Here is a 19,507-nt window from a genome sequence, read left to right as displayed (position 1 = left end):
GTCCAGTAGCCCAGTTCCGTGGTGGGCACCGCAGGTCGTTGCCCGCTGGACGGAGGAGAGCGTCAAGGCGGCCGTAGCGCTGCGAGGCGCGGATTCGGCCGAGCCGCCGCATCAGGTGCTGGATTACGCCAGCGCCGGATAGGGCGCCGGTGCCGCCCTCAAAGCGTTGATTCGGGTCTCCTTCGGCAGGGCGATCTTCAGTTCGCTGGAAGTGCCCCTCGGTGGGGAACCTTCCCCGCGCGCTCGGTGCCAATTCCGACGCTCCCGCCCGGGACGGATACAACCTGTGATCATCAGGAGGTTTCGGTGATCAGCGGTCCCCGGAATGGGCTGGCAGCGGGCGTAGAATGGGGCCAGCACCGAAAGCAACGCCCGTTGGGCGGTGACGCACATGCAGCCGCACAAGGCCAATCCGCCGAGTTCGAAGCGTCTTGCCACAGCCGTGTCCGACAGGGAGCAGCTGCTGGCCTCGGCGGCTGGGGACGTGGTGCGCGTCTTGAGGGCGTCGGCCGTGACGGTCTTTTTGAAGGTTCCGGGCGCTCCTGAGCTGCATGCCGCGGCGGCGGCACTGACCGCCATGGGCGTGGGGGCTCTCGAACGGATAGCCCTGGACGACCTCAGCTACGCGTCGTCGCGGGCATGGCGGTCGGGACGGGTAGAGGTCGGCAGCAATGTGGAGATTTTGGCCGGCCATCCCAACCTGACCGTCTTCGCCTCCTTCCCACTCGAGGCCGCTGCCGCTCCTCTGTTCTCGCCCAGCCACCGCTTCGGGACGCTCACCGCGTTCTGGCAGCGAGCCGGCGGCGAGGCCACCGAGCCGGAACGGCAGCGTCTGGCGGCCGCGGCCGCGTCACTGGCCCGGGACCTGGACCGGCTGGTCGATCACGGAATCTCGCTGGTCCCGCCCGGCGTCCCGTACGTCGTGGCCGTCGAAGACCTGACAGCGGGAGGCGAGGGCAGGGCCTCGGACTCCATCGCGCTGATCTACCACCTGCACAGACTCGCCATGCTCCTGGCAAGCGCGGTGCATCCGCAAGAGGTGGTGGAAAGGACCATGCAGCGCGTCATGGACGGGCTGGGGGCCCGGGCGGCCCTGGTCTGCCTACTCGATACCGACCGGCTCAGCGTGGCCGGTGCACAGGGCTGTGCGGGCGCATTCATCCGCGCCATCAACGGCTCACCACTCGGGCAGTGCGGGCCAGAGGGGGAGGCGATACGCCTTCAGCAACAACTGGTGTACAGCCCCGCGGATGTGCGGACGGCCGGCCGTCTGCCTGAGCCGCTGTCCGGCCAGGAGTGCTTCTGGGTCGTCCTGCCGCTGCTTGCCGGACACAGGGCGGTCGGCGCGCTGTCGATGGCGTTCGGCAGCGAGCGCCAGGACATCATCGCTGGGCAGGGGCCGCTGACGGCGCTGGCCACGGCAGTCGGCCAAGCCGTCGAACGCACCCGGATGGACGAAGTCCGCCACGCACTGGCCGACGACTTGCAGCACGCGCTGCTGCCCCCGGTGCTGCCCCAGCCGGCCGGGGTGGTGAGTACCAGCAGATACGCCTCGGCGACCAGCGGGATAGACCTCGGCGGAGACTGGTACGACCTCATCACCCTTCCCGAGAACCGCATCATGATGGTGATCGGGGACGTCCAGGGCCACAACACGGCGGCTGCCGTGGTGATGGGCGAGCTTCGTAGCGCGGTGCGGGCCTACGCGGCCGAGGGACACGATCCCGCAGTCGTGCTCAGCCGGGCCAATCAGCTCCTCATCGGCCTGGACACCGGCCTGTTCGCCACGTGCTGCTGTGCCTGGCTGGACCCGGACACCGGCCGAGCCCAGCTCGCCACGGCCGGGCATCCGCCGCCGCTACTGCGCACCGCTGACGGCCGCATGCCACCCGTTCGCGCCGAGGCGGGCATACCGCTCGGGATCGACCTCCAGGCGGCCTACACGGTGACCGACTTGTCCTTGCAACCGGGAACCCTGCTCGCCTTCTATACCGACGGCCTTGGCGGGATGGGAGGCGATGTGGATCCGGCAGCAGTACGTTCGGCCTTCGACGAGCCTGGCAATCTGGAGTCCGTCGGCGACCGACTCATCCGGGGTTTCAGCAGGTCGCCCCCGCGGCACGCTGACGATGCCGCCCTGCTCCTGGTCGGATACGAAGGGCCCTCGGCCGACGCTCAGCGCAATGTCCGCCAGCTGCACATCCACCGGCGCGACCTTCACGGAGCGCAGCACACCCGCAGACTGCTGCGCGAGTGGCTGGATGGGTGGAAGCTGTCCACCATGGCCGACGACGAGGAACTCCTGGTGTCGGAGGTGGTCACCAACGGCTTGGTCCACGGCGACAGCGACGTGTACGTCTACGTCCGCCGGTATCCCGAACGCATCCGGGTGGAGGTCCGCGACAGCGATCCCCATCTCGCGCAGGCCGTGACGATCCCTCGCGAGGAGGACCAGGCCGAGGGCGGGCGCGGACTGGTCATCGTCTCCGCGCTGGCTTCCGCGTGGGGCAACTCACCCAGCGGACGGGGCAAGACGGTGTGGTTTGAAATGCCGACGCCCGATTCCCGCGATGTCGAAGCCTGACCCGCTGACCTCTGTACCCACCGCGGGCCGCATGGCGTCGCCGCCCACCACGGCCCGCGCGGCAGATGTCGGTGACGACGAGGCAGCGGCCCTTAGCCGAGCCGGGTGGCGGTCAGGAGCTTGGGCCGCTTCGGGGCCGTCTGATCATGCCGCCTCCTCGCTCCTTGTGCCAGGGATCGCTCCCTGGGCGCGCAGCTGGGCGATCTCGATGGGGCTGAATCCCAGCTCGGCGAGAATCTGGTCGTTGTGCTCGCCCAAGTCCGGTCCCCGCTTGGCCGGGACCTTCGGCACCCCTCGGAGGGTGACCGGGCTGTTGACGGTGTGTGCTAGCCCGCTGACCCCTTGCAAGGGGACGACGATGTCGTTCGCGCGTAGTTGCGGGTCCTGTGCGGCTTCTTCCGGTGTCTGGATGAGGCTATAGGTGATGCGTTCCCTGGCCAGGGCCTCCCTCCAGTGGGCGAAGGGCCGCGAGCTGAACTTGGCGTCGAGCAGCTCGCTCAGCGCGACGGCGTTCTTGGCGAAGGACTCGATGTCGGTGAAACGCGGATCATCGATCAGTTCGGGGCGCTCGATGGCCCGCGCCAGTTCCGCCCAGTGCAGGGGCGAGGTTGCCAGCATGATCCATCGGCCGTCAGCGGTCTGGTAGGGGTTGGTCAGCGCGTTCACCGGCGTGCTGCGGTCGTGCAGTTCGAACGGTGTACCGTCGGCGAGCGCTCCGGCCACGAGTGTGCCCGTGGCCCAGACGCCCGTGGCGAGCAGCGACGTCCCGACACTGGTGCCTTGTCCGGTCCGCTCGCGGCGGTAGAGGGCGGTCACGATCGCCGCGTAGAGGGCGGTCGCCGACGTGTAGTCGCCGCTGCCCCAGACCGGCACGGTCGGTGGGGCTCCCGCGTCCCGGGTGGAGGCCAGCAGCCCGCTGCGCGACCAGAAGGCGGTCAGGTCGAAGCCCGGTTGCCGGGCGTCGGGGCCGGCGTCCCCGAAGCCGGTGAGGTCGGCGTAGATGACCCGCGGGTTCCAGCCGGAGACCTCGTCGTAGCCAAGGTGCAGCTTCTCGCGCGTTCCATGCGGGAAGTTGGTGATCACCACGTCGGCCCACTGGACGAGGCGTTTGAGGACCTCGGTGGTGGCCGGGGACTTCAGGTCGAGCACCATGCCGCGCTTGTTGCGGTTGGCGAGGTGCCAGCCGTAGTTGGCCTCGGCCCGAGGGCTGGGCGGTACGGAGCTCAGCCTCCGCTGGGGGTCGCCGTGTCCCGGTGGCTCGATTTTGATGACGTCCGCTCCGAAGTCGGAGAGCACAGTGGCCGCGGCGGGTCCTGCGATGAAGGTCGACGCGTCGAGGACCTTCAGGCCGGTGAAGACGGATTCGGTGGTCACGGTCGTCACCCCACGAAGGCGCTGTGGCCGGTGATGGACTTGCCGACGATGAGGGTCTGCATCTGGTGGGTTCCCTCGTAGGAGTAGAGCGCTTCAGCATCGGAGAAGAACCGGGCGACGTCGTATTCGAGGACTATGCCGTTGCCGCCGAAGAGTTCGCGGCTCCAGGCGACGACCTCGCGCATGCGGGCCGCGACGAAGTCCTTGGCAAGTGCGGACTGCTCGTCGCGGAAGACGCCCTGGTCCTGAAGCCGGGCGAGCTGGACCAGCATGCCCCAGGAGGCGGTGATGTTGCCCACGCTCTTGACCAGCAGGTCCTGAACCAGCTGGAACTTGGCGATCGGGCGGCCGAAGGCGATGCGCTGCTTGGCGTAGTCCAGGGCGAGTTCGTAGGCGCCGATCATGACGCCCAGGGCCTGCCAGGCCACGCCGCTGCGCGTCTGGCGCAGGATCTCCGCGACGTCCCGGAAGCCCTTCATGTTCTGCAGCCGGTTCGTCTCCGGGACGCGGACGTCGGTCAGGGTGATCTCGGCGTTCTGCACGATCCGCAGCGCGATCTTGCCCTCGATCTTCACCGGCTCGAAGCCGGGGGTGCCCTTCTCGACGACGAATGCCTTGACCTTGTTGTCTTCGACGTCCCGCGCGAAGACCACGACGTATTCGGCGAAGGTGGCGTTGCCGATCCACTTCTTCGCGCCGTTGAGGACCCAGGTGTCGCCCTCGCGCTTGGCGGTGGTGCGCATGCCGCCCGAAACGTCGGAGCCGCCGAGCGGCTCGGTCAGGGCGAAAGCGGCGATCTTCTCCATCGTGGCCATGGCGGGCAGGAACCTGTCGCGCTGTTCCTGGTCGCCGCCGTAGTAAATGGAGTAGAAGCCGAGCCCGTTGTGGACGCCGAAGAAGGTGGCGCACGAGGCGTCGACCCGGCTCAGCTCCATTGCGAGCATCCCGCCGAGCATGTGGCTGATGGCCGGCTGGTGCTCGCCGTAGCCCTCGTAGCCCAGGGCATTCAGGCCGCTGCCGCGGAACTTCCCGATCATCTCCTGGGGCAGCTCGCCCTTGCCCCAGGCCTCGTTGACCAGCGGCTTGATCTCGTCCCGCAGGAAACTGCGAGCCTTGAGCAGTATCTTGCGCTCCTCATCCGAAAGCAGCGACTCGTACAGGTAGAAGTCGGCGGTCAGCTGGTCGTCGAGCTGCGCGAGGGGGGTGTTGTTGCTGGTCATCTCAGGTCTCCTTCTGGTGCTGGTTGTGGCGGGTGTCTTCGACGGCGGACAGGACAGCGAGTTGCTTGCGGTCGCGGGCTTCGGCGAGGTCGGTGTACGGCGTGGAGGCGTATGCCTTCTCCACCGCTTGGACGACTCGCTCGCGGTCCTGGGGATCATGCGAGGGCTGTCCGAGGGTCAAATGCTGCATGGACTGGCCGATGTGCGCGCTCATGTGGCGGTAGCCGCCGGGGCCTCCGCCCAGGTGGGAGGCGAGGAAGGGCCCGACCGTCGCCCAGCGGATGCCGAGCGAGTGAGTGACGACGGTGTCCAGTTCGTCGGGGGTCACGACGCCCTGCTGGACGAGGTAGACGGCCTCCCGGCTGAGCGCGCTCTGGAGACGGTTGCCCACGAAGCCGGGGATCTCCCGGCGTTCAACGACGGGGGTACGACCGACGGCGGTGTAGAAGTCGACGGCCGCCTGCACGGCCTTCTCCGTGGTGCGTTCGCCCGGCACGACCTCCACGAGCGGCAGCAGGTGCGGGGGGTTGAAGGGGTGTCCGATCAGGATGCGACCGGCGTCTTGGAGTTCCGTGGTGAAGGCGGTCGCCGGGATCGCCGACGAGGAGCTCAGCAAGAGCGCGTGTCCAGGGGCCTCTCCCACTAGTTGGGCGAACAGTTCCTTCTTGAACTCGACGCGCTCGGGCCCGTTCTCCTGGACGATGTCCGCGTCCCGGACGGCTTCGGTGGTGTCGGCCGCGAGGCGGACACGGTCGGCGAGCCCGTCGGTGCCCAGGCCCTGGGCGGCCAGGTGCGGGCCGAATTCCGCCAGCGCCTCGGCAACCGCCTCCTTCAGGTCGGGGCGGGGATCGCTGACACGGACGGTCAGACCGTGTGCGGCGAACAACGCCGTCCAGGACAGTCCGATGGTGCCCGCGCCGATCACGGCGGCGGTGCGGAAGGGGTGCGTCATCGCTCGTCTCCCTTGAGGTAGTCGAAGACCGGCTTGACCGGGGCAAGAGTCAGATCGGTGAGGATGTGGCTGGCGGAGACGATCTCCAGGACGGGAAGGTCGGCCAGCGGGGCGAGGACGTGCTGGAACAGCTGCAGCCTCGCCGGGCCTGTGTAGGCGGCCTTGACGACCACGTCGGTGATCTGGGTACGGACCAGCTCCAGGACGCGCGGGGCGCCGTCGTAGCTGGGCATGGCCTTGAGCATGAAGGTCGGCACTGTGATCTGCTCTTCGGCGTCGCAGGGGTCGAGCGCGTGGTGCTTGTAGCCCATGGTCGCCGTGGCGACCCGCAGCGTGCCGTAGTCGAGGGTGCCCACCAGCACGTCCTGGTCGATGTACAGCCTTGGCGCGCCGAGCACCTTCGGGTAGGCGCTGACCTCGCGTCCGGCCGCGGTTGCGGGGAAGTTGTCGAGGTACATCGCGTGCAGGTACTCGCCCCGCTCGCCGTCGAAGCTGACCTGGATCGCCTGGCCGCCCTCTGTGTAGGGGCCGAACCCGGTGACGTCGTTCATCTTCATGATCTCGAATCGGACCAGCGGCTCCTCGATCCGCAGCGGTTCAGGAACGACAGCCCGCAGCGTTTCCAGGTCGGTGCGGTAGACGATGTTGAGGTACTCGCGGTCGGTGAACCAGGCGGCGGAGTGAGGAAACGCCGGGCGGGTCAGCGGTGTGGTGGCCTGGCGGCGCACGTCTTCGATCCGCATGTCACTTCCCCGTCCACTTGGGGGCGCGGCGCTCGGCGAAGGCGGTCATGCCCTCATGCGCGTCGGTCGAGGACATCAAGGCGCGCATCTGCCTGTCCTGCGCGGGGAAGACCTCGCTCTCCGGGACGCCGTCGGCGGCCTGGAGGAGGCTTTTCACCGCGGTCAAGGCGAGCGGGGCGTTGCGGTGGAGCTGCTCGGCAAGTTGGAGGGCGACGGCCACGGCTTCACCGGGCGCGGTGACCCGATTGACCAGGCCCAGCTCGCCGGCGCGCCTGCCCGTGACCGCCTCGCCGGTGAGCAGCATCTCCATCGCCAGGTGGTACGGGATGCGTTTGGGCAGCCGGATTACGCCGCCGCCGGCAGCGATCAGGCCGCGCTTGACCTCGGGAAGGCCGAGGGTGGCGTTGTCGGCGGCGACCAGCAGGTCACAGGCCAGGGCGAGTTCGAATCCGCCGCCCAGGGCAAAGCCCTCCACGGCGGCGATCAGCGGCTTGGTCCGGTCGGCCTCGGTCAGGCCGCCGAACCCGCGGCCCGGGATGGACGGCGGCTCGCCGTTCAAGGCGGCCTTGAGGTCCATGCTGGCGCTGAAGGTGCCGCCCGCGCCGGTGAGGACACCGGCCCGCAGCCTGGGCTCGGTCTCCAGTTCATCCAGTGCGGCGGCCAGGCCGACGGCGACCGCGGCGTTGACCGCGTTGCGGGCTCTGGGGCGGTCGATCGTGATCAGCAGCGTCGAGCCCAGCCGCTGCACGCGTACGTCATCAGTGCTCATCGCATTCTCCTACGGGTTCTCGGGCGTCTTCAGCGGGTGGCGGCCAGCTAGGCCAGAACATGCGCGGTGTCCAGGGCCGGGCGTGGCGGAACACCGCACCAGAAGCCTGTTCGTCGGCAGCGGGCCCGCGGCGGGCGCGCGACCGGGTCCAGCAGGTAGCCCTCGCGCGCGGAGGAATCCTCCTGTGTGTGATCCAGTTGAAGCACCGGTCCCGTCGGGATGCTGTGCTTTACGCGCACCTCGGCCCACTCGACCGTGGTCAGCGCCTCATCGACCAGGTCGGACGAATCGTCTACGTCGTCCAAGTCCAAAGCGGAGCCGTCGACGCGTGGATCCGCAGCGAGGTCCGGGCGGCGCGCTGCAGAGAAGACGTGGCGGAAGGACTGCGGGTTGTAAGGGGTTACGGCAGCCAGGCCGTCCGGGGTGCGCCGCGAACCGAGCACCACCGTCGACAGATCAATGACCCGCATGCTTTCAAGCGGCCCTGCCATATGTATCTCCGTCACGGTCGCATTCCTTTCGCCGTCTCGACTGGCTATGACAAGGAACGCTAGCGGCAAAATGCCCGGTGGCGGAATTACCGCCTCGCTCATGCCGGTGTTACCGTGACAGTCACACCAAAACCGGGGGGGGGTGACCGACAGGAAGGAACGGCCGTAAATCGGTGTTTCGGTCTTCCTGATTCTTGGTACCTGGGCGTGCCGCAGGGTGCGGGCATCACAGGTGCAGCGGGACACCGACGATCTCACGGGCGCAAGCCGAGTTCGCAGGTGCCGCCCACCACGGACGTCGGGGAAACGGGCGACCCTCCGAGAGCCTCGTGCGGGAACCCTGTTTTCTACCTGCACCTGCCGACAACTGCGGGTGTCAGAGGTTGATCGGCTCGGCGAAGACCTCACGAGCTACTTGCACGAGTTCATCTAGATCGCCGCCCGAGGCGCGGTCGCGGCGCCAGACCAGAGCGGTCTCCAGCCGCGGCTCGAAATCGGTAAACGACACCACCTTCGTATTCTCCAGCGCATACCCGTGCATGGGACTTTCCGGGTCGAGCATGGCGAAATAGAATGCCGTACCAGTGGAGACCATTTCAGCGATTCCACCATAGCCGGCTTCGATCAGCTTGATGCGTTTCCTGATTCCCCGCTCGAATATTTCCCGGTCGAGCTGGTCGAAATATGTGGACCTGATCTCGTTGGGCGCCACGACGAAACACAGATCGCTGAGGTCGTCCAGCGCCACAGAATTCCGCCCGGCGAACCGGTCGGCCGGCACCACCGCCCCGAGCCGTTCCGACATGACCGGCAGCACATCCAGCGACGCATCGCTGACCGGCAACCGGGCCAGCGCGATCGCCAGCGTGTTCTCCCTCACCCCGGCGATCAGAGCCTTGGACGTGCCCGGCCAGCGCAGCAGCTCGCACCACTGCGCGACACGATCGACGAGCGCGGTGACAAGGTTCCGCAACTTCGGATGCATCCCGGTGGGAATACCCACGAACATGGTGCTGCGCCCCGGCTGGGTCGCCTTACGCACTCGGTACGGAATGGCATTGATCTGCTCCAGCACCTCCCGCGCGAGCGGCAACAACGCCTCCCCCGCGGGCGTGAGCGCGACGCGGTGGGTGTCACGCTCGAACAGCCGGCGATCAAGTTCCCGCTCCAGAGACCTGATCCGCTGACTCAAGGGCGGGGTTGCCATGTGCAGCCGCCGGGCCGCCGCCGAGAAATTCAGCTCCTCAGCAACCGCAACGAAGTACCGCAAATGCAACACATCCACCCGGCCACATTAACCCCGAACCGCCCGCCCTCACCGACCCATCTCGTACGGGAAGCGCCAACAGTGTGGTTGCGATCATCGAACTCCTCGCGGAGGAAAGGAGAAGTCGCTGCGCCTGGTGGTTCACGCACTGCAGTGGGGCGGGGACTTCCTCTTCACCAAGGACGAGGAGCCTTTGCCGCTTGTGGAGAGGAGCACCGGTGAGCGGAAGCGCCCGGCCCAAGCCGGCGCTTCCCAGTGGTCGTGTGCTCACGGCCGATTCCAGGACCTGGAGGATCGCCCTGTGATGATCAGCAGAGACCACCCGTTCCCGAGCTGATCGAGCGACCGTGCCACTGGGCGTGAGGCAGCGGTGAAGGCAGTCCTGGGTGCGTGCAGTTCGGCCAGCGTTGAGCTCAGGCTTATCGGGCGAGGCCGATTGCTTCTGAAGGCTCGGTGAAACGCCTGACGCCTGCTCGAGTGCTGACCGTCATCTGGTTATCGCCCCTCAGCCCGAGGCAGGTCGGGTGCGGGTTTTTCGAGGCTGACCGCGCCGATGACCGAAGGTCGCTCAGCTTTGACTGGCTCGATGGGACGTACTCGCCGTCGCGGACTGCACTGGACCGGACTGGTCCCAGCCGGGCGTGAGCTCCTCCCGATGGATGTCCTCGCCATGGACCTGTTCACCACAGGTCTCGCAAACCGTGTAGGTGACGAGTTCGTGGTCCCGGTGAATGAGCCGGCTGGGCGGCGTGGTGACGGCCCAGCGGTCGCCCCAGCCGATGAGCTCGCGGGTGATGTTTCCCAGATCGCGCCCCGCCTCCGTCAGGTAGTAGCCGCTGTGGCGTACGTCGTCCGGCAGCGGACGCCGTTCGAGGACACCGCTCTCCACCAGCGCCTTCAGACGGGCCGCCAAGCGGTCCGTGGGGGCGCCGGTGTTCCTGGCGATCTGCCGGAACCGGTGATTGCCGAGCATGACCTCGCGGATCGCCGGCAGAGCCCACCGGTCGCCGACGACCTGCAGGGCGGCAGCCAGCGAGCAGGGTCGTCCAGTCATGTCCTTGGGATCGATGCGCGTCGTCACCACCCCATTGTCACTCGACGTGGTTTGATTCCCAAACTGAGCTGTGTTTGGCTTGCCACATGACTGAGATGCTTCGATTTTCAAAGCACTCCCGGACGGCCGCCGCGGTCGTCCTGGTGGCCGTGTTCATGACCAACCTTGATCTGCTGATCGTCAACGTCGCACTTCCGGCGATGGGAGAGACCTTCTCCGGTGGGGGCGGCGGGGGCGCGAGCCTCGGTTCGCTGTCCTGGGTCCTGAACGCCTACGCGATCACCTTCGCCGCGCTGCTGGTGGTGGCCGGGCGCGCCGGTGACCGCATAGGCCAGCGGCCGGTCTTCCTCAACGGAATCGCCGTCTTCACCCTCGCGTCGCTGGGCTGTGCCCTCGCCCCGAACCTACAGACCCTCGTCGTGGCCCGGATCGTGCAAGCTGTCGGGGCGGCCGCCCAGATTCCCACGTCCCTGGCCCTGCTGCTGGCGACGGTGCCGGCCGAGCGACGTACCCAGGCCACCCGGAGCTGGGCTGCGGTCGGCGGACTCGCCGCGGCCACGGGACCCGTCGCCGGCGGTCTCCTGACCGAGGTGGACTGGAGGTGGGTGTTCGCCGTCAATCTGCCCATCGGGATCGCGGCGCTCGCCGCCGGCCGATCGGTCCTGCCGAAGCCGGCCGCCCGGGAGGCCGGCCCGCTGCCCGCCCTCCTCGGCGCCGTGCTGGTCGTCTCCTCGGTCACCGCGCTGTCCGGGGCGCTGGTCCAGGCGCCGGACTGGGGCTGGACGAGCGGCAGGACTGTACTGCTCCTGGCCGTTGCCGTGATCAGCGGCGCCGCGTTCGTCCTCAGGTCCCTGCGGCACCCTCGGCCGCTGTTCGAGCTGGACCTGCTGCGGCTGCCGCGCTTCGGAGCGGCGAACGCGGGCAGCTTCGTGTTCGGTGTCGCCTTCGCGATCATGCTGCTGTCGAATGTGCTGTGGTGCCAGGAACTCTGGCACTGGAGTGCACTGCGCACCGGTCTCGCCCTGGTCCCCGGTCCCGCCCTCGTGCCGATCGTCACCCTTCTGACCGCCCGCGCCGCGCAGCGCTTCGGACACGGTCCGCTGGTCGCCACGGGCGGCTTGCTGTTCGCCGGCGGCATGGTGTGGTTCGCGTACTTCGCGTCCGTCACCCCGGACTATTGGCGTGGGATGCTGCCCAGCCAGTTGTTGACCGGTGCGGGTGTCGGTCTGGCCCTGGGCACTTTGGTGGCCGCCGGTGTGCACGCCGTTCCGGGGCACCGTGCGGCGACCGGGTCGGCGCTGGTCAACTCCGTCCGTCAGATCTCAACCTCGGTCGGCGTCGCGGTCCTGGTCGCTGTGGTCGGCTCCCACGTCGGTGCCGCCTCCCTCCACGACTTCCGGGTCGTCTGGTGCGTAGCCGCCGTACTGGGCCTGGCGACATCCGCGTTCGGTGTACACCTCAGCCGTGGCAACGGCTCAGCCCAGACGGCGCTCGCCGCATCGAAATAGCTCAAGGCGGATGTGCGGACTCCAAGGGACACGTCCACATTGACCGTTTTAGGCGTTAAAAGCCCCAGTGCGGGCAGTACTTCGGCCGCCCGCAACGGTCGCGCTCGCTCGGCCGTGAACAACGGCGCGGAAAGCGGATAAGGCTGACCTCGGTAGCTCCGCCGGGAAAAACGGTGAGTGCGATCGACGATGCCGATGATGGTCACCAAACCCTGGCTGATAACCAACTGCAGGAGACTCACGTGAACGAACTTCTCACATCGGCAATCGAAGCCCACGGCGGAAACGCACGCTGGCGCTCCCTTACCCGGGCGCGAGCCACCCTTGTCAGCGGAGGACACCTGTTCGCCACCAAGGGCCTGCCGCAGGATCCCGAACCCCGCGAGATGACCGTGCTGCTCCACGAAGAGCACGCCTCGGTCAGACCCTTCGGTGCCCCTGACCAGGAGACCGACTTCACGCCCGGACGGGTGAGCATCAACAAGCTCGACGGGCGAGTGGTGGCTGCTCGCGAGGACCCGCGGGCGTCCTTCAGCGGCCACACGCTGGAGACCCCCTGGGACCCGCTGGACCGCGCCTACTTCAACGGCTACGCCCTGTGGACCTACCTCACCACCCCGTTCCTGCTGGCCATGCCCGGCTTCACCGTCACCGAGATCAAGCCGTGGCGGGAAGGAGACGAACTCTGGCGAGGACTGCGCGCCACCTTCCCACCCGGCATCGCCAGCCACAGCACCCGCCAGGACTTCTACTTCGGGCCCGACCGGCTGCTGCGCCGACACGACTATCACGTCGACGTGGCGGGCGGATTCCCGGCCGCGCAGTATGTCTATGACTGTGTGGAAGCGGACGGCATCGTCCTGCCCACCAAGCGCCGGGCCTACCGCCGCGACGCCAACGGCTACCCCATTCTCGATCAGGTCATGGTCTCCATCGACCTCAGCGACATCCACTTCAGCTGACAGTGACAGGTTTCCATCTTGACAAGCGCTGATCAGTGGGCCGCTGTGAGTTGGGTGGTGCTGTGGGAGCACGGCTGAACGTCTCGGGCGGCGGTCAGGAGGCAACGACGCATCGTCGGCGGTCCCGGCTGCGCGGGAGGGGTCCCGGTGTTCGATCCCGAACTTCGGTAGGCACACCACCCGAGGCTGCCCACTTGGTAGGCCCCTGGTGCCAGTGAAGGGACGTAAACCGACAGCGGTCATAGCGACACCGAAGCCGCCCGGACCGTCGTCGGCCCGCCGTGTCGGCGAGAGCGCGTCGGTGCGACCACACCTGCTGGCTCTGTCAGCCCGGGAACCCCGCCACCGCCTTGCCGAGGTGGCGTTCGAGGTCACCAGACGTCTGGAGGCCCCGGTTCGCAAGGTAGTCCAGGCGCTCACGGCTTTCAGGCAAAGCGACCAGGCTCAGGAAAATGGCCGAGTCGGAGCGGACGTTCGCCGGCTGTGGCAGCGTCAGGTCATTGATGGCGCGCTTCTCGGCCCTGACTCCTGCGGGCGGGAATCCGGCGATGCGCTTGGCCAGGCGTTCGACGAAGCCGTCCAGTTGGGCATCGGGCAGGGCGCGGTTGATCCAGCCGTAGCGCTCTGCGAGGTCGGCATCGAAGTCGTCGGCGCCGGTGATGGCCTCGATGGCGCGTGCTCTGCCAAGCCGCCGGGTCAGGTGCTGGATACCGCCGGCGCCGGGAAAGGCGCCGGTGCCGGACTCGAACTGCCCGAAGATCGCGTTCTCGCGCGCGGCGAAGATCATGTCGCAGGCCAGGGCCAGTTCGTTGCCACCGCCGCGGGCCCTGCCGCGCACCTTGGCGACAGTGATCAACGGGACGTGCGCCAGCTTGTACAGGAACATGCCGAGCGAGGCGTCACCAGGGCCGCCAGCCTTGGCGGCCTCCGCGGCGTACTGCGGGATCGCCGTGAGGTCCACGTGCGCCGAGAAGAATTTGGGTGAGGCGCTTTCGATGACTACGACCCGCACGTCACCGGGGGGTCGCTGTACAGCGCGTCGACGAGCGAGACCAGGTCACGGACGAGGTCGACACCGATGAGGTTGAGGGGGCCAGCGTCGAGGGTGGCGAACAGGACGCCCGCCACCTCCCGGGTCCGAATCGACGAGTAGGCGAAGCTCATGGTTTTCCTTTGGAGCGGGGGTGCGGAAGGGGGCTGGGATAGGGCGGAGGCTTTACTGGATCCGGTGGTGCCATGGTGGTCGCAGGCGCCGGTACCGCAGGGTGCCGGTCTGGGGCACGCCGGGGATGGGGCGTTCGCCCGTCAGGCGAGGTGCTCACGGAACCAGGCGCGGGCTGCGCCGCTCGACTGGGCGGAACCGGCTCGTGTACGGGTCGAAGTGGCCGCCCTGGATCATCTGCAGTCGCTTGGGCTCAAGGGCACGTTCGTAGGCGGCGAGCGCCAGGTCGGTCATGGTGACCGCGTCGCCCAGGGCCACCACCATCAGCAGGGTGTGGGCGAGACCCACGTAATCCAGATCCCGGGTTCGTACATGCGCGCAGCGCGGGTTGAACGGACCGTGACCTTGTTCTCCCATGCGCCGTCGGGCGTGGGCTGCAGGTAGAAGTCATGATCAGTTGCGCACTGCCCGTGCCGACCTCAACGATCCCAGAGCAGGGGATCTTCTGGTGGTACCGGGCTCCCGGGATACGGGCCTCCGAGCGGGTCAGCAGGTCGACCACCTTGCTGTGATCGGTCTCGGCGTGTGAGGCCCAGGTGAGCCGATCAGGGCGGGTCGGATGGCCTGTGACCCAGGCGGGTGCGAGGTCGCGGACAGCTCCGATGCCGGGCGGCATCCGGTGCCACCCGGCATCGGGAGGCGGGTCAGGGCAGGGCGATGCCGTCCAGTTTGCCTGCCTTGGCGTCGGCGACGATCGAGGAGAACTGGTCGGCGCTCATCTGGACGCGCTGGCCGAAGTCGTCGGTGAGGATGATCCGGCGGTCGTCCGTGGCGCTGGGGTCGACGAACAGTTGGGGGCAGCCGCAGTTGCAGTTGCCGCAGAACGTGGCGACGGGCTCCAGCCCGCTGGTGTCGGTCATGCTGCTCCACCTCCGTGGACATGGGGTTGCGGTGCTCCGGTGCCAGGGCCGGTGGCCGCGGGGGACTGTCCGGGAGATACCCGGCGCGGATGCGGCGGACGCGCGACCCCGTCGTGTGTGGGGGCGTGTGGGCGGACGGCGTGCGCCTGTGCTCCTTGCTCTGCTTCCGGTGCTTCGATTTCGCCGAGGTGGCCGGGAACTGAACGGCCGCCGCCTCCGACTCGTTAAAGGGGGCGGATTGGCCAGGTGTTCGTGGGCGGTGATGCGATGCATGGGCGAGGAGAGAGATCGTCTTGCTGCGTGGCAGCATCGGGTGTCGTGAGTGTGTCCCTGGCGGTGCGGAGCGTGCGCGCGGCGGTGTTCGCCGTGCTGTGCGTGCTGCTCGGTGCCGGAGGGCATGCCCTGGCGATGGGTGCGGCGCCGCAGGTGAGGGTGCAGGTCGCCGCGTTCGTGCCGGTCTTTGCGGGCGGCTGTCTGCTGGGGGGCCGGGAGCGGTCGCTGGCCGCAATCGGCGTGGGGACTCTGGCTGCCCAGGGTGGGCTGCATCTCCTCTTCCATGCCGTGCAGCCGCATCACACGGCGATGGTCATGCACGGAATGCGGATGGCCCACGCGCATGCGCTGACGCCGCACGCCACTGCCGCCCACGTCGGGGCGGCCCTGGTGCTGACCTGGTGGCTGCGGCGAGGTGAGGCGGCGCTGTGGTCGCTGCTGCGGTGGGCGGTCGCGTTCATGCCGGGGCTTGCCGCCTGGTGGCAGGCTGTCGGCGGGGCGCGGTCGCGGGGCGTACCGGACGCGCACGGGCTCGTAGGTCGGGCTGCCGGTGAGGCGTGGTCGTTGCGGCAGGCACGGCTGAGGCACGCTGTGCACCGGCGGGGGCCGCCGATGGGGATGTCGTACGCGAGCTGACCCCCGACATCCTTTTCTTCCGTACGGAGATCCATCACCTCATGTCCAGGACCCGCACCACCCTGCGCCGCGCCGGCGCCGTCACCGCCCTGACCGCCGCCGGACTCCTCGCTGCCGCCGGCGTCGCTTCCGCGCACGTCACCGTCCACCCCGACAGCTACGCCAAGGGCGCCACCGACGGCGTCCTGACCTTCCGCGTCCCCAACGAGGAGGACAACGCGAGCACCAAGCAGGTCCAGGTGTTCCTGCCCACCGACCACCCCGTCCTCGGGGTGCTCGTCTCCCCGCAGGACGGCTGGACCGCCAAGGTCACCAACACCAAGCTCAAGACGCCGATCAAGACCGACGACGGCACCATCACCGACGCCGTCTCCGAGATCACCTTCACCGGCGGCCAGATCGACCCCGGCCACTACGAGGACTTCAACGTCGCCTTCGGTCAGCTGCCCGACGACACCGACCAGCTCACCTTCAAGACCCTCCAGACGTACTCCGACGGCAAGGTCGTGCGGTGGATCGAGGAGGCCCAGGGCGGTCAGGAGCCGGAGAACCCGGCACCCGTGCTCAAGCTCACCGCCAAGGCGGCAGAGGACGGCGGCAGCGCGACCGCCTCGTCGGCGAGCCCGAAGACCTCCAACAGCTCGAAGTCGACCGCGTCGGCCAGTGACTCGACCGCCCGCGGTCTGGGTGTCGCCGGTCTGGTCGTCGGCGTGCTGGGGCTGGCCGCGGCGGTGTTCGCCGTCCTGCGCGGCCGCTCCGCTGGATCCCGGGCGGAGTAAAAAACTGCGCCTGCCCTGCCGGCTAAGAGGTTGCGCAGATAGGCGCGTTCGGGACGCCTGGCAGCGGCGCAGGCAACTGGGCCTGGCGAGTATGGAGCTGTAACGCTCGGTGATCACCTTGAGTGGCTGTTGTTCTACCGATCTTGATGGTCGCGAGTTCGACGGCGGCGCTTCCGTTCGTCGTCGGTGTCGCCACCCCAGGCAGGCTGAGCGCCTGGGTCGCCGGTAGGGTCGGACGCCATGAGCGACTGGACCGGGGTGCGCGATCGGGTTCTGGCTCTGGCCGCAGCGCCAGGCGGCGACAAGGTGTTCGGGGCGAGGGCGCACGGCTTTGCCCTCGATGCGGCTCTGACCGCCGCCGAGGTGGCGGACCTCGAGGCATGGCTGGACGTTGACCTGCCCGAGGACTATCGCTCGTTCCTATTGCATGTCGGAGCGGGAGGGGCCGGGCCGGCTTACGGCATTCTCCCGGTCATGCGGCGTGAGGGTTCCGCAGGCTGGCACTGGGTCGGAGAGCTCATTGAGGAGGTCGAGCCGGGCATGTTCGCTGAGTTGTTCCCGGGTGGGGCGGATCCAGCGGCGACGGTGGGGATCCTCGCTGAGCGGCCGGTGGAGGAGGAGTTCGACGACCTCGCCGATCTCGCCGCGGCCGTTGAGGAGTGGGAGGAGCGTCTGGGAGAGGTGCAGTACGATCCGCGCCGCACGGCCGGGGCGCTTTGCCTGTGCGATGAGGGCTGCGGGATGGTGGTCTGGCTGGTCGTTACCGGGCCAGAGCGAGGCCGAATGTGGCGTGACGATCGCATCAATGGCACGGATCTTCAGCCGATGCGCGACGCCGACGGCTCTCCTCTGGACTTCGCCAGTTGGTACCTCGGCTGGCTCGCAGACGCCGAAGCTGCCTGCAACCAGGCCCGATAGCAAGAAGTCCGCTGCCGATCACGGCAACGCATGACGCTGCGCTTGTCGCCCGGTTGGGGGATCTGCGGCCCGTGCGCGCATGGAGACAGGGCCTCCTGAACAGCTCGCGGGTGTCGAAGTCCACGTGCAACAGGAGGCCCTGTGCCGCAGTCTTCCGTGTCGCCCTCAAATCCGTCCGACTCGGGTGCCCGACGGTGTGATTGCCTCGCACACGCGTACGGGAACGCGGCCGACCACGGGTCACGTCTGCGACGCTACCCCTCCGACATGACCGACGCCGGCAGGCTGCGGACTCAGATGAGAGACCGCAGCTTCCAGCCGGTTCCTGGGTAGGCGACAGCCGGGCCGACTTCTCCGGAGCCGGCAGACCCGCGGATGCGGCGGGGCCAACCACGGCATCGTCGCCGGGGGCCAGCACCTCACCGACGCGCGAGCGAGCGATGACCCACTCGTTCCACTCACGCTCGGCCACGTCCAGCTCCGCCTGGATGCGGTCGGCCTCCTCCCGCAGGTCATCCACACGACGGCGAGCAGTGAGCTCACGCAGTTCCAGCATCCCCACGACCGACGGCATCCGGGACCTCCACCCGAGCGACGAGACGACACGTCACCACTGCCACAGGCCCGCCGACCCTATTCCTGACCAGCGGAAACAGAGCCATCAAGCCCGGAAAGACAACAACCACTGAGGGCCTGTGCCTGCCCTGTCCTCAGGGCCGATCAAGCCGCTCGTGGGGGGCCGAATGAACTTCCCTGGTGGGCCGATCTGGCCTCAGCGCCAGTGGAAGACCCGCATGGGGGAGCGGCTGCCGCTGGGGCCGATCACGGCGAACCGGTCGCCTGCTCCGCGGAGTAGCCCGGAACCGGAACCGTAGCCGCGCAACCGGCGGCGGGCGATGACACGGCCGTCGCGGGCATCGAGCGCGGAGATCCCGTTACTGAATGAGTGAAGTACGAGAAGCATGCCGCGATGCGGAAGCAAGGTCTGAACGCTGAGCCCCGGGCGCCGCTCCCAGCGGAGCTTGCCCGTGGACAGGTCGAAGCCGCCGATCCGCTCCTCGGCGTCGAGGGAGTCGTCCGGGTGGATCAGCTTGGCCACAAGCATCTCGTTCACGATGGCGGCGGGGAGAGCGACCTTTTTGTACGGAGAGAGAAGGGAGAGCGACGCCGTCACGTTCCCGCTGTCGTCGAAGACGAAGATCCGTCGTTCGCCACGCCTGCCGTGCCCTGTGCTCACGGCGACCACCGGATCGGCGCACATGACCCACGCATCGACCTTCGGGGCTTCGCTCGGCAGCGGACTGCGCCAGAGCGTGGCGCCGTCCTCGGGGGCAGCCGACTCGACGTGCTTGTCCGTCACTGAGACGATGCGCCGGCCGCTCAACGCCGTGTGCGGCGTGGATCGGTAGAAGTAGCCAAGGTCAGGACCGTGATGGTCCCGGGACCTCAGTTGCCTGCCTGTGGCGAGGTCGACGGCCGCGACTCTCGGCCGACCTCCGTCGGTTCGCCCATCGTCGAAATGCAGCACCAGGGCGATGCCATCATCGGCGTCCGGGGAGACAGCCAGGAGCACGTCGCGGTCCGGCACGGGCCAGGTCCAACGGACAGTGCCGGTACCGATGTCGTACGCCCGCAGCCGGTCGAAGTCGGCACGTACGACGAGTTCACCGATCAGCCAGCCGCCCAGCGGTTCATCCTCGTAGGTATCGCCTCGGCTGCTGTCCTCGGCGGCTTTCCACGCGGGCCGCAAAGCCCTCAGCCGTCGAGTGCGCCCCCAAGCAGATACCGGCGCGCTGTCCTCGTACATCCCTGCCCCCGACGGTTCCGATGCGATCAGACGTAGATCGTGAAGATACCCGGAACCCCCGGGCAGGGCTCCGGGTGGCGACGCACCG

At 68.2% G+C, this 19,507-nt stretch carries 19 protein-coding genes; 6 read left to right on the top strand and 13 right to left on the bottom strand.

The genetic code is table 11. From position 1 onward, the window contains the following. Positions 1 to 511 precede the first annotated feature (511 nt). Positions 512 to 2,584 (top strand): SpoIIE family protein phosphatase, encoded by a 2,073-nt coding sequence (locus ACIRC0_RS36365; protein ID WP_403625397.1) that lies wholly within the window; start codon positions 512 to 514, stop codon positions 2,582 to 2,584. Between the two features lie 144 nt (positions 2,585 to 2,728). On the opposite strand, the gene ACIRC0_RS36360 is transcribed toward ACIRC0_RS36365, so the two are convergent. From ACIRC0_RS36360 to ACIRC0_RS36325, 8 genes are all read right to left on the bottom strand, one after another. Continuing rightward, the gene (locus ACIRC0_RS36360) at positions 2,729 to 3,958 is read right to left on the bottom strand and encodes a CaiB/BaiF CoA transferase family protein (RefSeq protein ID WP_403625394.1); all 1,230 of its coding nucleotides are present in this window, start codon (positions 3,956 to 3,958) and stop codon (positions 2,729 to 2,731) included. 5 nt (positions 3,959 to 3,963) lie between these two features. After that, positions 3,964 to 5,178 carry an acyl-CoA dehydrogenase family protein gene (locus ACIRC0_RS36355; RefSeq protein ID WP_403625392.1) on the bottom strand — a complete coding sequence of 405 codons (1,215 nt, stop codon included), beginning with the start codon at positions 5,176 to 5,178 and terminating at the stop codon, positions 3,964 to 3,966. A 1-nt stretch (position 5,179) separates the two neighbouring features. After that, on the bottom strand, positions 5,180 to 6,130 hold the full coding sequence (locus ACIRC0_RS36350; protein ID WP_403625389.1) for a 3-hydroxyacyl-CoA dehydrogenase NAD-binding domain-containing protein: 951 nt from the start codon (positions 6,128 to 6,130) through the stop codon (positions 5,180 to 5,182). After that, positions 6,127 to 6,873: an acetoacetate decarboxylase gene (locus ACIRC0_RS36345; RefSeq protein ID WP_403625386.1), complete on the bottom strand. Its 747-nt coding sequence runs from the start codon at positions 6,871 to 6,873 to the stop codon at positions 6,127 to 6,129. Before ACIRC0_RS36345 ends, ACIRC0_RS36350 begins: the two co-directional genes overlap by 4 nt. Position 6,874: 1 nt before the next feature. Continuing rightward, a complete protein-coding gene (locus ACIRC0_RS36340; protein ID WP_403625383.1) occupies positions 6,875 to 7,642 on the bottom strand; it encodes a crotonase/enoyl-CoA hydratase family protein in 768 nt (255 codons plus the stop codon). A 47-nt stretch (positions 7,643 to 7,689) separates the two neighbouring features. Further along, positions 7,690 to 8,148, bottom strand: coding sequence for a CoA transferase (locus tag ACIRC0_RS36335; RefSeq protein WP_403625380.1), 459 nt, complete (start codon positions 8,146 to 8,148; stop codon positions 7,690 to 7,692). A gap of 361 nt (positions 8,149 to 8,509) precedes the next feature. Then, positions 8,510 to 9,418, bottom strand: coding sequence for a LysR family transcriptional regulator (locus tag ACIRC0_RS36330; protein WP_403625377.1), 909 nt, complete (start codon positions 9,416 to 9,418; stop codon positions 8,510 to 8,512). Positions 9,419 to 9,968: 550 nt separating this feature from the next. Beyond that, a complete protein-coding gene (locus ACIRC0_RS36325; protein WP_403625374.1) occupies positions 9,969 to 10,454 on the bottom strand; it encodes a winged helix-turn-helix transcriptional regulator in 486 nt (161 codons plus the stop codon). Positions 10,455 to 10,540: 86 nt separating this feature from the next. On the opposite strand from ACIRC0_RS36325, the gene ACIRC0_RS36320 reads away from it, so the two are divergent. Together ACIRC0_RS36320 and ACIRC0_RS36315 are read left to right on the top strand one after the other, a co-directional pair. After that, on the top strand, positions 10,541 to 11,962 hold the full coding sequence (locus ACIRC0_RS36320; protein WP_403625371.1) for an MFS transporter: 1,422 nt from the start codon (positions 10,541 to 10,543) through the stop codon (positions 11,960 to 11,962). Positions 11,963 to 12,204: 242 nt separating this feature from the next. Further along, positions 12,205 to 12,924: a hypothetical protein gene (locus ACIRC0_RS36315; protein WP_403625368.1), complete on the top strand. Its 720-nt coding sequence runs from the start codon at positions 12,205 to 12,207 to the stop codon at positions 12,922 to 12,924. 325 nt (positions 12,925 to 13,249) lie between these two features. Here the strand turns inward: ACIRC0_RS36315 and ACIRC0_RS36310 are convergent, their stop codons facing one another. The 4 genes from ACIRC0_RS36310 to ACIRC0_RS36295 form a co-directional block, all read right to left on the bottom strand. Beyond that, on the bottom strand, positions 13,250 to 13,885 hold the full coding sequence (locus ACIRC0_RS36310) for an enoyl-CoA hydratase/isomerase family protein (RefSeq protein ID WP_403625365.1): 636 nt from the start codon (positions 13,883 to 13,885) through the stop codon (positions 13,250 to 13,252). A gap of 38 nt (positions 13,886 to 13,923) precedes the next feature. Beyond that, positions 13,924 to 14,088 carry a hypothetical protein gene (locus ACIRC0_RS36305; protein ID WP_403625362.1) on the bottom strand — a complete coding sequence of 55 codons (165 nt, stop codon included), beginning with the start codon at positions 14,086 to 14,088 and terminating at the stop codon, positions 13,924 to 13,926. 154 nt (positions 14,089 to 14,242) lie between these two features. Further along, a complete protein-coding gene (locus tag ACIRC0_RS36300) occupies positions 14,243 to 14,434 on the bottom strand; it encodes a hypothetical protein (RefSeq protein WP_403625359.1) in 192 nt (63 codons plus the stop codon). A 356-nt stretch (positions 14,435 to 14,790) separates the two neighbouring features. Continuing rightward, positions 14,791 to 15,006: a hypothetical protein gene (locus ACIRC0_RS36295; protein ID WP_366024374.1), complete on the bottom strand. Its 216-nt coding sequence runs from the start codon at positions 15,004 to 15,006 to the stop codon at positions 14,791 to 14,793. Between the two features lie 318 nt (positions 15,007 to 15,324). Between ACIRC0_RS36295 and ACIRC0_RS36290 the strand changes: the two genes are divergently transcribed. The 3 genes from ACIRC0_RS36290 (at position 15,325) to ACIRC0_RS36280 (ending at position 17,612) form a co-directional block, all read left to right on the top strand. Next, entirely contained in the window at positions 15,325 to 15,915 is a 591-nt protein-coding gene (locus tag ACIRC0_RS36290) for a hypothetical protein (protein WP_403625356.1), read from the top strand. A gap of 41 nt (positions 15,916 to 15,956) precedes the next feature. Continuing rightward, complete coding sequence (locus tag ACIRC0_RS36285; protein ID WP_403625353.1) at positions 15,957 to 16,694, top strand: YcnI family protein; 738 nt, start codon at positions 15,957 to 15,959, stop codon at positions 16,692 to 16,694. A gap of 240 nt (positions 16,695 to 16,934) precedes the next feature. Continuing rightward, on the top strand, positions 16,935 to 17,612 hold the full coding sequence (locus tag ACIRC0_RS36280) for an SMI1/KNR4 family protein (protein WP_403625350.1): 678 nt from the start codon (positions 16,935 to 16,937) through the stop codon (positions 17,610 to 17,612). 772 nt (positions 17,613 to 18,384) lie between these two features. Here ACIRC0_RS36280 and ACIRC0_RS36275 read toward each other — a convergent pair. Further along, a complete protein-coding gene (locus ACIRC0_RS36275) occupies positions 18,385 to 19,419 on the bottom strand; it encodes a PQQ-binding-like beta-propeller repeat protein (protein WP_403625347.1) in 1,035 nt (344 codons plus the stop codon). Positions 19,420 to 19,507 lie beyond the last annotated feature (88 nt).

Origin of the sequence: Streptomyces sp. NPDC093984 (genome assembly GCF_044764595.1) — a bacterium.
In the GTDB taxonomy this organism is placed as follows: domain Bacteria; phylum Actinomycetota; class Actinomycetes; order Streptomycetales; family Streptomycetaceae; genus Streptomyces; species Streptomyces cynarae.
Note: the sequence above shows the minus strand (reverse complement) of the source record. Positions and strands in the feature narration are given on the sequence as shown.